General features: G+C 56.2%; 12 protein-coding genes, 6 tRNA genes and 4 other RNA genes. 1 reads left to right on the top strand and 21 read right to left on the bottom strand.

Annotation, left to right across the window (positions count from 1 at the left end; translation table 11 throughout):
- Positions 1-68 precede the first annotated feature (68 nt).
- The 21 genes from N6G83_RS12570 to cydA all read right to left on the bottom strand — a co-directional run bounded on the left by N6G83_RS12570 (position 69) and on the right by cydA (position 10,592).
- Positions 69-175, bottom strand: a non-coding RNA gene (locus N6G83_RS12570) — RtT sRNA.
- A 75-nt stretch (positions 176-250) separates the two neighbouring features.
- Positions 251-375: non-coding RNA, RtT sRNA (locus tag N6G83_RS12575), on the bottom strand.
- A 76-nt stretch (positions 376-451) separates the two neighbouring features.
- A tRNA-Lys gene (locus N6G83_RS12580) sits at positions 452-527 on the bottom strand.
- Between the two features lie 6 nt (positions 528-533).
- Positions 534-609 (bottom strand) — tRNA-Val (locus N6G83_RS12585).
- A 35-nt stretch (positions 610-644) separates the two neighbouring features.
- A non-coding RNA gene (locus tag N6G83_RS12590) (RtT sRNA) lies at positions 645-767 on the bottom strand.
- A gap of 13 nt (positions 768-780) precedes the next feature.
- A tRNA-Lys gene (locus N6G83_RS12595) sits at positions 781-856 on the bottom strand.
- 151 nt (positions 857-1,007) lie between these two features.
- Positions 1,008-1,132: non-coding RNA, RtT sRNA (locus N6G83_RS12600), on the bottom strand.
- Positions 1,133-1,147: 15 nt separating this feature from the next.
- Positions 1,148-1,223 (bottom strand) — tRNA-Lys (locus N6G83_RS12605).
- 7 nt (positions 1,224-1,230) lie between these two features.
- Positions 1,231-1,306, bottom strand: a tRNA-Val gene (locus N6G83_RS12610).
- 131 nt (positions 1,307-1,437) lie between these two features.
- Positions 1,438-1,513, bottom strand: a tRNA-Lys gene (locus N6G83_RS12615).
- Positions 1,514-1,691: 178 nt separating this feature from the next.
- Positions 1,692-2,486: a cell division protein CpoB gene (gene cpoB, locus N6G83_RS12620; RefSeq protein WP_004939852.1), complete on the bottom strand. Its 795-nt coding sequence runs from the start codon at positions 2,484-2,486 to the stop codon at positions 1,692-1,694.
- A 9-nt stretch (positions 2,487-2,495) separates the two neighbouring features.
- Positions 2,496-3,005, bottom strand: a complete 510-nt coding sequence (pal, locus tag N6G83_RS12625) for a peptidoglycan-associated lipoprotein Pal (RefSeq protein ID WP_025160033.1) — start codon at positions 3,003-3,005, stop codon at positions 2,496-2,498.
- Positions 3,006-3,049: 44 nt separating this feature from the next.
- A complete protein-coding gene (tolB, locus tag N6G83_RS12630; protein WP_025301887.1) occupies positions 3,050-4,342 on the bottom strand; it encodes a Tol-Pal system beta propeller repeat protein TolB in 1,293 nt (430 codons plus the stop codon).
- A gap of 136 nt (positions 4,343-4,478) precedes the next feature.
- Positions 4,479-5,705: a cell envelope integrity protein TolA gene (tolA, locus tag N6G83_RS12635; protein WP_025301886.1), complete on the bottom strand. Its 1,227-nt coding sequence runs from the start codon at positions 5,703-5,705 to the stop codon at positions 4,479-4,481.
- 81 nt (positions 5,706-5,786) lie between these two features.
- Positions 5,787-6,215, bottom strand: a complete 429-nt coding sequence (gene tolR / locus N6G83_RS12640; protein WP_004939859.1) for a colicin uptake protein TolR — start codon at positions 6,213-6,215, stop codon at positions 5,787-5,789.
- 12 nt (positions 6,216-6,227) lie between these two features.
- Positions 6,228-6,911, bottom strand: a complete 684-nt coding sequence (tolQ, locus tag N6G83_RS12645) for a Tol-Pal system protein TolQ (protein WP_004939862.1) — start codon at positions 6,909-6,911, stop codon at positions 6,228-6,230.
- Complete coding sequence (ybgC, locus tag N6G83_RS12650; protein WP_004939863.1) at positions 6,908-7,312, bottom strand: tol-pal system-associated acyl-CoA thioesterase; 405 nt, start codon at positions 7,310-7,312, stop codon at positions 6,908-6,910. Before ybgC ends, tolQ begins: the two co-directional genes overlap by 4 nt.
- A gap of 130 nt (positions 7,313-7,442) precedes the next feature.
- The gene (gene ybgE / locus N6G83_RS12655; RefSeq protein ID WP_019454032.1) at positions 7,443-7,739 is read right to left on the bottom strand and encodes a cyd operon protein YbgE; all 297 of its coding nucleotides are present in this window, start codon (positions 7,737-7,739) and stop codon (positions 7,443-7,445) included.
- On the bottom strand, positions 7,739-7,852 hold the full coding sequence (gene cydX, locus N6G83_RS12660; RefSeq protein WP_004939868.1) for a cytochrome bd-I oxidase subunit CydX: 114 nt from the start codon (positions 7,850-7,852) through the stop codon (positions 7,739-7,741). The genes ybgE and cydX overlap by 1 nt, the downstream gene beginning before the upstream one ends.
- Positions 7,853-7,869: 17 nt before the next feature.
- Positions 7,870-9,009, bottom strand: a complete 1,140-nt coding sequence (cydB, locus tag N6G83_RS12665) for a cytochrome d ubiquinol oxidase subunit II (RefSeq protein ID WP_019454033.1) — start codon at positions 9,007-9,009, stop codon at positions 7,870-7,872.
- 14 nt (positions 9,010-9,023) lie between these two features.
- Positions 9,024-10,592, bottom strand: a complete 1,569-nt coding sequence (gene cydA, locus N6G83_RS12670) for a cytochrome ubiquinol oxidase subunit I (RefSeq protein ID WP_019454034.1) — start codon at positions 10,590-10,592, stop codon at positions 9,024-9,026.
- A 683-nt stretch (positions 10,593-11,275) separates the two neighbouring features.
- Between cydA and N6G83_RS12675 the strand changes: the two genes are divergently transcribed.
- Positions 11,276-13,174, top strand: a complete 1,899-nt coding sequence (locus N6G83_RS12675; RefSeq protein WP_260515435.1) for a bifunctional UDP-sugar hydrolase/5'-nucleotidase — start codon at positions 11,276-11,278, stop codon at positions 13,172-13,174.
- The last annotated feature ends 30 nt before the right edge of the window (positions 13,175-13,204 follow it).

Genomic DNA, 13,204 nt, shown 5'->3' on the forward strand with positions numbered 1-13,204 from the left:
AAAGCAGCGGATTCAGATTGCGGTGATGCGGATACGAAAAAAGCGCCAAAAGGCGCTTTTTTCTGAATGGGTGGGTCGTGCAGGATTGATTCGGCCTGTGGCCTCACCCTACGGGCAACGCTGCGCGATGCTCGAACCTGAACGCAGGATCTCACCCGCACGACTCAGAGGGCTATGTCAGCAAGAAGATAAAGGTAGAGTCAGGTGGCGCAGATGCGAAAAAAGCGCCAAAAGGCGCTTTTTTCTGAATTGGTGGGTCGTGCAGGATTGATTCGGCCTGTGGCCTCACCCTACGGGCAACGCTGCGCGTTGTCGTATCGCTGCGCGATGCTCGAACCTGAACGCAGGATCTCACCCGCACGACTCACTGGGCTATGTCAGCAAGAAGATAAAGGTAAAGTCAGGTGGGCGCAGATGCGAAAAAAGCGCCAAAAGGCGCTTTTTTCTAAATTGGTGGGTCGTGCAGGATTCGAACCTGCGACCAATTGATTAAAAGTCAACTGCTCTACCAACTGAGCTAACGACCCGCAGTGTGGTGGGTGATGACGGGCTCGAACCGCCGACCCCCTCCGTGTAAAGGAGATGCTCTACCAACTGAGCTAATCACCCACTGCTGTGGTACTGCTATTTTCACTCTCAAAGAGTGGTGGGTCGTGCAGGATAACTCGGCCTTGGGCCTCGCCCTTCGGGCCATCACCGGAGTGATGTTGTCTCGCTTCGCGAGACTCGAACCTTTACGGTTCTCATCCTGACGATTTAACACCTTGCTCTATTAAAGAGTGGTGGGTCGTGCAGGATTCGAACCTGCGACCAATTGATTAAAAGTCAACTGCTCTACCAACTGAGCTAACGACCCACTGATGTGGTTTACTGCTGATGGCGAATAGGTTATTGGAACCGACTCGCGGAAAACAAGGATGGGGATGTTCAGGACAACTCGACGGGTACTCGACTCGGACCTTTACTTGCCACATCAAACCGATTCTGAAGCTGCCATTCTTAAAGAATGGTGGGTCGTGCAGGATAACTCGGCCTTTGGCCTCGCCCTTGCGGGCCATCACCGGAGTGATGTTGTCTCGCTGCGCGAGACTCGAACCTTTACGGTTCTCATCCTTTACGATTCTCTATCGCAGCCATTCGCGAAGAATGGTGGGTCGTGCAGGATTCGAACCTGCGACCAATTGATTAAAAGTCAACTGCTCTACCAACTGAGCTAACGACCCATAACAGTGGTGGGTGATGACGGGCTCGAACCGCCGACCCCCTCCGTGTAAAGGAGATGCTCTACCAACTGAGCTAATCACCCACTGTTGTGGTTACTGCTACTTCAGAAATTGGTGGGTCGTGCAGGATGACTCGGCCTTTAGCCTCGCCCTGACGGGCCATCACTTCGTGATGTTATCCTTCCCGATTCCACTTCATTTCTTGCTTCAAAATTGGTGGGTCGTGCAGGATTCGAACCTGCGACCAATTGATTAAAAGTCAACTGCTCTACCAACTGAGCTAACGACCCAATTTCCCTGCCGCTTTAACATCTTGCAAGATGTCTTGGCAACGGCGGCATATATTACTAATTTATCTTGGCAGCGCAACCTAAATTTTTTACCGATGCGTTCAACTGCTTGTTCTTCACGCGAATGAGCCCAGAAATCGGTCAAATCGACTAACTTCTGGGCTCATTTTTCTGACTGTTAACCGCCTACGCGACTTTTCGCCTGTTTGGCCGCCGCACTGGTTGGGTATTGTTTAATCACCTGCTGGAACACGGCTTTGGCTTTATCGGCCTGCCCTTTCTCCTGCATGATGATACCCACCTTGTACATGGCGTCCGGCGCCTTCGGTGATTTAGCGTAATTCTTCACCACCACCGCAAAATAGTAGGCCGCGTCGTCTTTTTTACCCTTGTTGTAGAACAACTGACCCAGCCAATAGTTGGCGTTGGGCTGATAGGTAGACTTCGGGTACTGTTTTACGAAGGACTGAAAGGCAGAAATCGCCTGGTCATACTGTTTTTTTTCCAGCGCCAGAGAAACAGCGGCGTTGTAGTCGCTGTTCTCATCACCGCCGCTCGGCGTTGCAGACGCGGCTGCAGGCGCGCTGCTGCCCGCATCGGAAGATGCGCCTGCGGCTGCCCCACCGGCAGCGCCCGCGGCCGCAGAGGCGCTCTGAGCGCCGCCCTGGCTGAGGCTATCCATCTGCTGATAGATTTGCTTCTGGCGTTCAACCACCTGATTCAACTGATACTGACTTTCCTGGATTTGCCCACGGAGAGAATCAATGTCGCGTTGGTTATCAGAGAGTTGTTGCTGGAGTTGGTTTAAAAGCTGGCCTTGAGCATTGCTGATGCGCTCAAGCGAGGTGACGCGGTCTTCGACCGAGCCGGAGCCGACATTACTGATTGGCGCTTGGGCAGTAGCGGCCCAGGGGGCCGCTACGCCAACCAGTAACGACAGACTCAACAGGTGACGTCTGAAGTTACTGTTCATGCGATTCTCTTAGTAAACCAGAACGGCACGACGGTTTTTAGCATAAGCCGCTTCGTCGTGGCCCAGTACTGCTGGTTTTTCTTTACCGTAAGAAACGATAGAGATCTGGTCAGCGGAAACGCCTTTACCCTGCAGGTACATTTTAACGGCGTTAGCACGGCGCTCACCCAGAGCGATGTTGTATTCCGGCGTGCCGCGTTCGTCAGCATGGCCTTCAACGGTCACTTTGTAAGACGGGTTGTTACGCAGGAATGCAGCGTGCGCGTCCAGCATCTGAGCGAATTCGGAGCTAACGTCATACTTGTCCAGGCCGAAGTAAACGATGTTGTTCTTCTGCAGTTCTTGCATCTGCAGACGAGCTTGTTCTTCGGAAGACAGGTTGCTGCTGCCGTTTTCCATACCAGTGCCAGCGCCCATACCAGATTGGTCGTTGTTCGCGCTTTTGTTAGAACTACAAGCTGCTACAGCCAGAACTGGCAGTGCCAGCAGAAGCCCTTTCAGCACTTTGTTCAGTTGCATTTCTTTGATCCTTTTATAGTTTGCCATACATATTTACACATGCATCACAGATACGGCGACCAGGCAGGGAATTTGACCTGTCCATCAGTTGCCGGAAGACGCGCTTTGAAACGCCCATCAGTTGACACCAACTGCAGCACGGAGCCCATACCTTGCGTGGAGCTATAGATCACCATGGTGCCGTTTGGCGCAATACTAGGCGTTTCATCCAGGAAGGTGCCGGTCAAAACCTGAACGGCGCCCGATCCAAGATCTTGTTTGGCGATGTGTTGTGCACCACTGTTGGTGCTCACCATCACCAGGAATTTACCGTCGGAGCTGACTTCAGAATCCTGGTTCTGAGAGCCTTCCCACGTCAGACGCTGTGCGGCACCGCCGCTGGCGCTGATTTTATAAATCTGCGGACGCCCGCCCTGGTCGGAGGTAAACGCCAGCGACTGGCCATCCGGGAACCAGGTCGGTTCGGTGTTGTTGTTGCGACCATCGGTCAGCTGCGTGATTTGGCCGGAGCCGAGGTTCATCACGTACAGGTTCAGGCTGCCGCTCTTGGACAGCGCGAACGCCAGCCTGCTGCCGTCCGGAGAGAACGCCGGCGCACCGTTGTGGCGCGGGAACGAGGCGATCTGGCGGATAGCGCCGTTAGCCAGGGTCTGTACCACCAGCGCGGAACGGCCGCTCTCGAAGGTCACGTAAGCCAGTTTGCTGCCGTCCGGCGACCAGGCCGGCGACATCAGCGGCTCAGGCGAACGGTGCACCGTGAACTGGTTGTAACCGTCGTAATCCGCTACGCGCAGCTCATACGGGAATTTCCCCCCGTTGGTCTGCACGACGTAGGCGATACGGGTACGGAACGCGCCCTTGATGCCGGTCAGCTTCTCGAACACTTCGTCGCTGGCGGTATGGGCAGAATAACGCAACCACTGTTTGGTCACTTTATACTGGTTCTGCGCCAATACGGTGCCCGGCGAACCCGAGGTGTCCACCAGCTGGTAGGAGATCAGGTAGCTGCCGTCGGCGCCAGGCTGAACCTGGCCGACAACCACGGCGTCGATGCCCAATGCAGTCCAGGCCGCCGGCGTCACTTCAGACGCGGAGGTCGGTTGCTGCGGCATGCGCGCCACGTCGATCGGGTTGAATTTGCCGCTGTTGCGCAGATCCGCGCCGACAATCTTGCCGATATCTTCCGGCGGCGTGCCTGGGCCCGCCCACTTAAACGGCACCACGCCAATCGGGCGAGCGGAGTCGACCCCTTGGGTGATTTCAATGCGAACTTCCGCGTGCAACACGGACGCCCACAGAATTAAAAAACCTAGCGCTACTCGAAATGCCTGCTTCATCTCATCTCCCTTATCCAGGCGGGATGCCTGCGATAAATTAGCAGAATTTTAACAAACCAACTTACGTAAAACTACATAATCCCTGTTGGTTACCTTAGTACATCCCTGTGATCTTACTCAGCTCAAACAACCATTATTAAGGTTTGAATTCAAGGGTAGCATTCTTAACATGCTGATAAACGGCATCGCTCGGCGGCTTCGGTATATGCGCCAACTTGGCGGCAGATACCGCGGCCTGGCACAATGCCGGATCGCCTCCCGCCGGTTGTACACTTATCAGCAGGCCGTCCGGCGCCAGCTTGATACGCAGGTCACAGGTTTTTCCGGCGAACGAACTGGCATCATAGAACTTGCTTTCAATCGCGTTTTTAACCTGCCCAATATAACCATTGATATCCGCCCCGCTGGCGCCTGCCGCCTTGGCATTGCCCTGCCCGGCCGGTTTACCATCACCTTTCGATTTGGCACCGCCGCCCTTCGGCGCGTTCTTGCCGTCCGCCAGGCCGCCAAACAGATCGCTAACTTCATCCGATTGTTTCGCAGCCTCAGCGGCGGCCTTCTTCTTGGCGTCCGCAGCGGCTTTCTTGGCTGCCGCAGCTTTCTCAGCGGCGGCCGCTTTCTTCTCTGCCTCAGCGGCAGCCTTCTTCTCGGCTTCCGCTGCGGCTTTTTTCTCGGCTTCAGCGGCCGCTTTCTTCTCCGCGGCCTCTGCGGCTTTTTGCTCTGCGGCGGCAGCTGCGGCTTTCTTCGCCTCTTCCGCCTGTTTCTTGGCGGCGGCAGCGGCGGCCGCTTCTTTCTTGGCTTCCGCTTCGGCTTTCTTCTGCGCGTCCGCCTGTGCCTTGGCGACCTTTTCCGCTTCGGCCTTCGCCTTGGCGGCGGCGGCTTCGGCGACCTTCTGTTGCTCTTTGGCCTTGGCTGCGGCGGCTTCCGCCGCTTTTTGCTGCTCGGCGGCCTGTTTCTGCTGCTCCGCTGCCTTCTGCTGTTGCTCAGCCTGCGCCTTGGCGTCCTGCGCAGCTTTCTCCTGCGCCGCCAAACGCTCTTTCTCCAGCTCCTTCAGGCGCTGCTGCTGCTCCGCCTGCTTCTGCTGAAGCTCTTCGGCCTGTTGCTCCGCCTTTTTCTGGCGCTGCTTCTCGGCACGCTGCGCATCGTTGCTCTGCTGCTGCTGGCGGTTGTATTGCTCCACCACCGCGCCAGGATCGACCATCACTGCGCCCACCACGGTGCCATCACCGCCACCGCCGGCGCCCATGTCGACCTTTTCCTGCAGCGATCCCCAAATCAGCAGGGCAATCAATATGAAGTGCAGAACGACCGAAACAATAACGGCGCGGTTCAGCTTATCGTTTTGCTCAGTTGCCTTTACCAAAATAGATTCCCAAAAACTGGTGTTGCTTATACGGGGTTCCTGGGCCGCAGCGCAGGAACCGGGTTGCCGTTCGCCTTACGGTCAGATCGGCTGGGTCATCAGCCCCACGGAAGCCACGCCCGCCTGATGGAGAATATTCAATGCCTTGATAATCTCATCGTAAGGGACTTCCTTCGCACCGCCGATCAAAAAGACCGTTTTCGGGTTAGCCGCCAAACGCGACTTGGCTTCGGCCGCGACTTGCTCAGGCGGCAGCAGCTCCATACGGTTGTGATCCACCACCAGGGTGTATTGACCTACGCCGGAAACCTCAAGGATCACCGGCGGATTGTCATCGCTGGACACCGTTTTGGAATCGGTGGCGTCCGGCAGGTCAACCTCCACGCTCTGCGTGATGATTGGCGCGGTTGCCATAAAGATCAGCAGCAGCACCAGCAACACGTCGAGCAGCGGAACAATGTTAATTTCGGACTTCAGCTCGCGCCGACTACGTCCACGTACTCTCGCCATGCTACCTCCTACTTATTTGCTGTCGCTGGAGAAGGCCTGACGATGCAGAATAGCGGTGAACTCTTCCATAAAGTTGTCGTAATTCTGCTCAAGCTTGTTGACGCGCTGGTTGAGACGGTTGTAGGCCATTACCGCCGGGATAGCGGCGAACAGACCGATCGCGGTGGCGATCAGCGCTTCGGCGATACCCGGCGCTACCATCTGCAGCGTGGCTTGTTTCACCGCGCCCAGCGCGATAAAGGCGTGCATGATCCCCCACACGGTGCCGAACAGGCCGATGTACGGGCTGATCGAACCGACGGTGCCGAGGAACGGAATATGGGTTTCCAGCGTTTCCAGCTCGCGGTTCATCGAAATGCGCATCGCGCGCGACGCCCCTTCGATCACCGACTCCGGCGCATGGTTGTTGGCGCGGTGCAGGCGGGCGAACTCTTTGAAGCCGGAATGGAAGATCTGCTCGGAACCGGTCAGGCTATCGCGACGCGCCTGACTTTCCTGGTACAGACGGGAAAGCTCGATACCGGACCAGAATTTGTCTTCAAAGGCTTCGGCGTCACGCGTCGCCGCATTGAGGATGCGGGTGCGCTGAATGATGATCGCCCAAGAGGCTACCGAGAAGCATATCAAAATCAACATGATAAGCTTAACCAGCAGGCTCGCCTTCAAGAATAAATCTAGGATGTTCATGTCAGTCACTGCTTAAACTCCGCGACAATAGACTTAGGAAGCGCTCTTGGCTTCATTTGGTGTGGATCAATACAGGCAATCAGGACATCTGCCTGGCTCAGTAGGGCCCCGTCAGAATTGACAATGCGTTGAGCAAACGTGAGAGAAGCCCCGCGCAGAGAGGTGATTTCACTCTGGACTTCCAGTTGCTCGTCGAGACGAGCCGGAGCCAGATAATCCACCGTCATGCGCCGGACGACAAAAGCGACTTGTTCACTGAGCAGCTGCTGTTGATGAAAGTTGTGCTGACGCAGCATCTCTGTGCGCGCTCTTTCAAAAAAGGCGACGTAGCGGGCGTGATAGACCACACCACTGGCATCGGTATCCTCGTAGTAAACGCGAACCGGCCATCGAAACAACGTATTACTCACTCTACTTCCCAGCAATGCAATTTAACGCTGCTACTATACGCAAGACGGATCGGGTTGGGAATGGGTTACAAGATGGGAATGAAAATAATTATGGGCCGTGAGGGCCCATAACAAGGGGACATCGGGGAGATTATAAAGAAACGTAAAGTAATCCTGCGCACAAGATCACAATGGCGGGAAGCGGCGCGAAAAAAGCGCGCCAGACGCTGCGCTGCGGGCGGAATCCGAAACCGTGGATCACCCCGGCGCACACCGCCCAAATCAGCAACAGCCCTTCCCAAATCTCCAGCGAGCTGGTTTTGGCGGCGAAACGCGTCGGATCCCAGAACACGCACCCCGCCAAAATCAACGCCAGCACCAGGGAAAGGGCCCGGATCGGGCCCTTGTCGGTGACAGCATACAGCTTGTCAATCACGGACGAGCTCATCACTTACCGTCTTGCTGAGCTTTGGTCGCTTCGCTCTGCTCAAGCGCCAGCGCCGTGATGATGCCGAAGGCGCAGGCAAGAAGCGTTCCGAGAATCCAGGCAAAATACCACATGGTTTAGCTCCTTATCCTTAGTACAGCGAGTGCTTGTTGTTTTCGATGTAGTTCTTGTCGAGGCGACCGAACATTTTGTAGTACGACCAGCTGGTGTACGCCAAAACGATAGGCACGAAGATCGCCGCCACGACGGTCATCACTTTCAGCGTCAACAGGCTCGAGGTCGCGTCCCACATGGTCAGGCTGACGTTAGGCACGGTGCTCGACGGCATCACGAACGGGAACATGGTGACCCCGGCGGTGAGGATGACGCAGGCGATGGTCAACGACGAGGTGACGAACGCCAGCGCGCCCTTCTCCAGACGCGAGAACAGGATGGTGAACAACGGCAGCACCACGCCCAGCGCAGGCAAGGCCCACAGCAGCGGATACTTGTTGAAGTTGATCAGCCAGGCACCGGCCTGGTGCGCCACTTCTTTACGCATCGGGTTGGATTCCGCCAGGGTGTCCAGCGCCGACGTCACGACGAAGCCGTCGATGCCTTTCACCAGCCATACGCCCGCCAACAGGAAGCACACCGCCATGATCAGCGTCGCGATCTGTGCCGCAGCGCGTGAACGCAGGTGGATCTCGCCGGTGGTGCGCATTTGCAGGTAGGTCGCGCCCTGGGTGACCAGCATGGTCAGGCTGACCACGCCCGCCAACAGACCGAACGGGTTCAGCAGTTGGAAGAAGTTGCCGGTGTAGAACAGGCGCATGTACTCGTCCATGTGGAACGGCACGCCCTGCAGCAGGTTACCGAACGCCACACCGAATACCACTGCCGGCACGAAGGAGCCGATGAAGATGCCCCAGTCCCACATGTTGCGCCAGCGGCTGCTCTCCAGCTTGGAGCGGTAGTCGAAACCGACCGGGCGGAAGAACAAGGCGGCCAGCACCAGGATCATGGCGACGTAGAAGCCGGAGAAGGCCGCTGCGTAGACCATCGGCCAGGCGGCGAACAGCGCGCCGCCGGCGGTGATCAGCCACACCTGGTTACCGTCCCAGTGCGGAGCGATGGAGTTGATCATCACCCGGCGCTCGGTGTCGGTTTTGCCGATGATGCGCACCAGAATGCCGACGCCCATGTCGAAACCGTCGGTGACGGCGAAGCCGATCAGCAGAACGCCAACCAGGACCCACCAAATAAATCGCAGTACTTCATAGTCAAACATACGTGGACTCCTGTTTAGCGCGCTTCCTGCACGGCGGCAGTCGGTTGTTCAAAGTGATAGCGGCCGGTTTTCAGGCTGCTTGGACCCAGACGCGCAAACTTAAACATCAGGTACAATTCAGCCACCAGGAACAGGGTGTACAAGCCGCAGATCAGCCCCATTGAGAACAGAATGTCGCCCGCGGTCAGCGAAGAGTTGGCGACCGCCGTCGGCAGCACCTCACCAATCGCCCACGGTTGACGGCCGTATTCCGCCACGAACCAACCCGACTCGATCGCGATCCAAGGCAGCGGCAAACCGTACAGCGCCGCGCGGTGCAGCCATTTTTTCTGGCCGATGCGGCCGCGGATCACGTTCCAGAACGACAGGCCGATGATCAACAGCATGATCACGCCACAGGCCACCATGATGCGGAAGGCGAAGTACAGCGGCGCCACGCGCGGAATGGAGTCCTTGGTCGCCAGCTGGATTTGCGCTTCCGTCGCGTCGGTGACGTTCGGGGTATAGCGCTTCAGCAACATGCCGTAGCCCAGGTCTTGCTTGGTTTTGTTGAATTCGGCACGCACCGCAGGATCGGTATTGCCGCCGCGCAGCTCTTCCAGCAGCTGGTAGGCTTTCATCCCGTTGCGGATACGCACTTCATGCTGCGCCATCAGATCTTTCAGGCCGGTGACCTGAGTGTCCGTGGAGCGGGTGGCGATCAGGCCAAGCGCATACGGGATCTGAATAGAGAAGGAGTTTTCCATCTTGTCCTGATCGGGAATGCCGAACAGGGTGAAGGAGGCCGGCGCCGGCTGGGTGTCCCATTCCGCTTCGATAGCGGCCAGTTTGGTTTTCTGCACGTCGCCCATTTCGTAGCCGGATTCATCACCCAGAACGATAACGGACAGAATGGCAGCCATACCAAAGCTGGCAGCGATGGCGAAGGAGCGCTTGGCAAAGGCGATGTCGCGGCCTTTCAGCAGATAGTAGGAACTGATACCCAGCACGAACATCGCGCCGCAGGTGTAGCCGGAAGCCACGGTGTGAACGAATTTCACCTGCGCAACCGGGTTAAGCACCAGTTCGGAGAAGCTGACCATCTCCATGCGCATGGTTTCGAAGTTGAAATCCGAAGCGATCGGGTTCTGCATCCAGCCGTTGGCGACCAGGATCCACAGCGCGGACAGGTTGGAGCCGAGAGCCACGAACCAGGTTACCGCCATGTGCTGCACCTTGCTCAGACGATCCCAGCCGAAGAAGAACAGGCCGACCAGCGTCGATTCAAGGAAGAACGCCATCAGACCTTCGATAGCCAGAGGGGCCCCGAAGATATCGCCGACGTAGTGAGAGAAATACGACCAGTTAGTCCCGAACTGGAACTCCATGGTCAAACCGGTGGCCACACCCAGAGCAAAGTTAATCGCAAATAACTTTCCCCAGAATTTGGTCATGTCTTTATAAATTTGTTTGCCAGACAGGACATATACCGTTTCCATAATTGCCAGCAAGAACGCCATACCGAGCGTTAATGGGACAAATAAGAAATGGTACATCGCCGTTAAAGCAAACTGTAAGCGCGACAGTTCGACAATATCAAACATCTTGACTCCTTGCTCCTCGCAGGAAGACTCCGACACGCGGTTATCGGCACGCTTCTTTCAAAGCTGCCAGTAACGCCCCGCAGTGAATGCCCTTAAACACAACAAATTTGATCCAGCTTCTCCGCTTTCAACCGCACACTCGGCCAATAGCCCCTCGGGCCCTCGACAAGCACGCCACTGAAAACCGACAACGGGTAACAAATGCAACAAGATCAACCATCCATAATCACAACATGGATGATACTCGCCCAATCCCACACAATAAATAGGTTTTTACGTGACGTGGGTTAGACTTTTGGTTACAGGTCAAATCTTAGCCGAAAGAGGTACTTCGGGCTAATTTGATCTGAGACAATTTAAGCCTATCCGCATCTTATTTCCATATTCATCAGCACATTTCGCATAATTTTCTTAGGGTCATGTTGCGCAATGGTTTAATTGTTTTTTAATGATATTTTTGTGTTAAATAAATGTAATTTAAAAGAGCCGCCATTGTATTATTACGCGCTTATTATGCGACATAATTAACCTTTTATTTCCAATAAGCCGTGACAGTGATAGCAGTCACAAAACAACAAATCTCTCTCCAATATTAGTCTATTTCTCGCGATGGGATCGTAAAGGTTGCGATTTTGTAGCAAAATGACCAATAATGTTAAAATTACATTGAGTGACAATAACTTATGAAAAAAATCATCTTTGCCTCTGTATTGGGACTCTCGGGAAACGTCATGGCCGCCGAAACGGTAAATATCACCTTGCTGGGTACTTCCGATCTGCACGGCACTTTCGTGCCCTGGGACTACGCCAGCGACACGGAAAATCTGGCGGGCAGCCTGAGCCAGATAGCCACTCAGGTCAAACAGGTGCGGGCCGAGCAGCCCGACCTGATCCTGGTGGACGCCGGCGACACCATTCAGGGCAACTTCGTCGAAACCTTCAAGCATGAGGCCGTCAGCCCGATGATGCTGGGCCTCAACGCGCTCAATTATGATGTCTGGGTAATGGGTAACCACGAGTTCGACTTCGGCCTGCCGGTGCTGGCGACGCCGCTCAAGCAGTTCAAGGGCGCGGCGCTGGCGGGCAATATCGTCTGGGACAGCGGCAAGCCCTACCTGCCGGCCTACACCATCGTCGAACGCCAGGGCGTGAAAATTGGCATTATCGGTATGGATACGCCGATGACCGCCGAATTCGCCAAGGGCACCGATCGCATCAAAGGGCTGAACTTCACCGATCCGGTGCAGGCGGTGAAACAGGTCATCAGGCAAATCGACGGCCAGGTCGACGCCATCGTGCTGGTGGCGCATATGGGCATCGACAACGAGAACCAGCGCCCCGGCACCGGCGTGGCCGACATCGCCAACGCCAACCCGGAGCTGGCGGCGATCGTCGCCGGCCACATGCATGTGAAGATCGATAAAGCGGTGGTTAATGGCGTCATCATCACCGAGCCGGATAAATACGGCCGCGCACTGTCGCGCATCGACCTGCAGTTTGAACACCGCGACGGCAAATTCACGCTGATCGACAAAAACAGCTACACCTACCCGATCAAAGGGCTGGCGCCGGACAGCGCCATGCAAGCGCTCTACCAGCCGTACCATGACATTTTGCGCGCCAACGCCAACCGGGTCGTGGCGAAGCTGAGCGGCAGCGATCTGGTGCCCGCCGACGAGTTTCGCGGCATTCCTCAGGTACACGTGCAGGATACCGGCATCAGCGCGCTGTTCCAGCAGGCCGCCCGCCACTATGCGCCGCTGGCGCAGGTGATTGCCCTGCAGATCGACAACGATCGCGCCAAATTGGACGTCGGCGACATCAAAGCTAAGGACATCGCTTTTAACTACCAATACGCCGGTGGCGAGATCACCGTGTATCAGCTCAACGGCAAAGCGCTTAAACGCTACATGGAGTGGTCCGCCGACTATTTCAATCAGCTGCAGCCTGGCGACGTCACCTACAGCTTTAACCCGGCGCGGCGATCGTCCAAATATTCCACCAACGATTTCTTCGGCGGCGTCACTTACACCATCGATCTGCGCCAGCCCGCCGGCTCGCGCATCGTCGATCTGCGCCTGGCGGACGGAACGCCGGTCACCGACGACATGCCGATCCGCCTGGGCATGAACAGTTACCGCATGGGCCACCTGACGCAAAAGGGCGGCGCGCTGGAGGGGCAATCCTTCCCGGTGCTGTTTGACAGCAAAGCGCAATACGGTGAAGAAGAAGGCACTATTCGCCACCTGGCTCTGCGCTACCTGACGGAAGTGAAACACGGCCAGTATCAGGGCGTGACGCCGCAGCGCTGGAAGCTGGTCGGCCTGGAGGGGTACGAACCGCAGCGGGCGATCGTCAAACGGTTGCTCAATGAAGGCGTTATCCAAGTGCCGACCACCGACGATGGCCGCTACACCAACGTCGCCTCGATCAACGTCAAAGACGCGCTGTTCCGCAACGCCGACGATTACCGCACCGCTCTCACCTCGCTGGAAAAACAGCGGCAAACTACCGTGGATCCGGTACAACAGCGCCGCCTGCAGGATCGGATCGCGCTGATCAAAGCACTCAACGATTTCTGATCTTCGCCCATAAAAAAGGCCACCCAATGG

The organism is Serratia sp. PL7 (genome assembly GCF_945957435.1).

Coding starts and splice junctions, on each gene's coding strand:
- cpoB (WP_004939852.1), bottom strand. CDS start 2,486: ATGAACAGTAACTTCAGACGTCACCTGTTGAGTCTGTCGTTACTGGTT.
- pal (WP_025160033.1), bottom strand. CDS start 3,005: ATGCAACTGAACAAAGTGCTGAAAGGGCTTCTGCTGGCACTGCCAGTT.
- tolB (WP_025301887.1), bottom strand. CDS start 4,342: ATGAAGCAGGCATTTCGAGTAGCGCTAGGTTTTTTAATTCTGTGGGCG.
- tolR (WP_004939859.1), bottom strand. CDS start 6,215: ATGGCGAGAGTACGTGGACGTAGTCGGCGCGAGCTGAAGTCCGAAATT.
- ybgE (WP_019454032.1), bottom strand. CDS start 7,739: ATGAGCTCGTCCGTGATTGACAAGCTGTATGCTGTCACCGACAAGGGC.
- cydX (WP_004939868.1), bottom strand. CDS start 7,852: ATGTGGTATTTTGCCTGGATTCTCGGAACGCTTCTTGCCTGCGCCTTC.
- cydB (WP_019454033.1), bottom strand. CDS start 9,009: ATGTTTGACTATGAAGTACTGCGATTTATTTGGTGGGTCCTGGTTGGC.
- cydA (WP_019454034.1), bottom strand. CDS start 10,592: ATGTTTGATATTGTCGAACTGTCGCGCTTACAGTTTGCTTTAACGGCG.
- N6G83_RS12675 (WP_260515435.1), top strand. CDS start 11,276: ATGAAAAAAATCATCTTTGCCTCTGTATTGGGACTCTCGGGAAACGTC.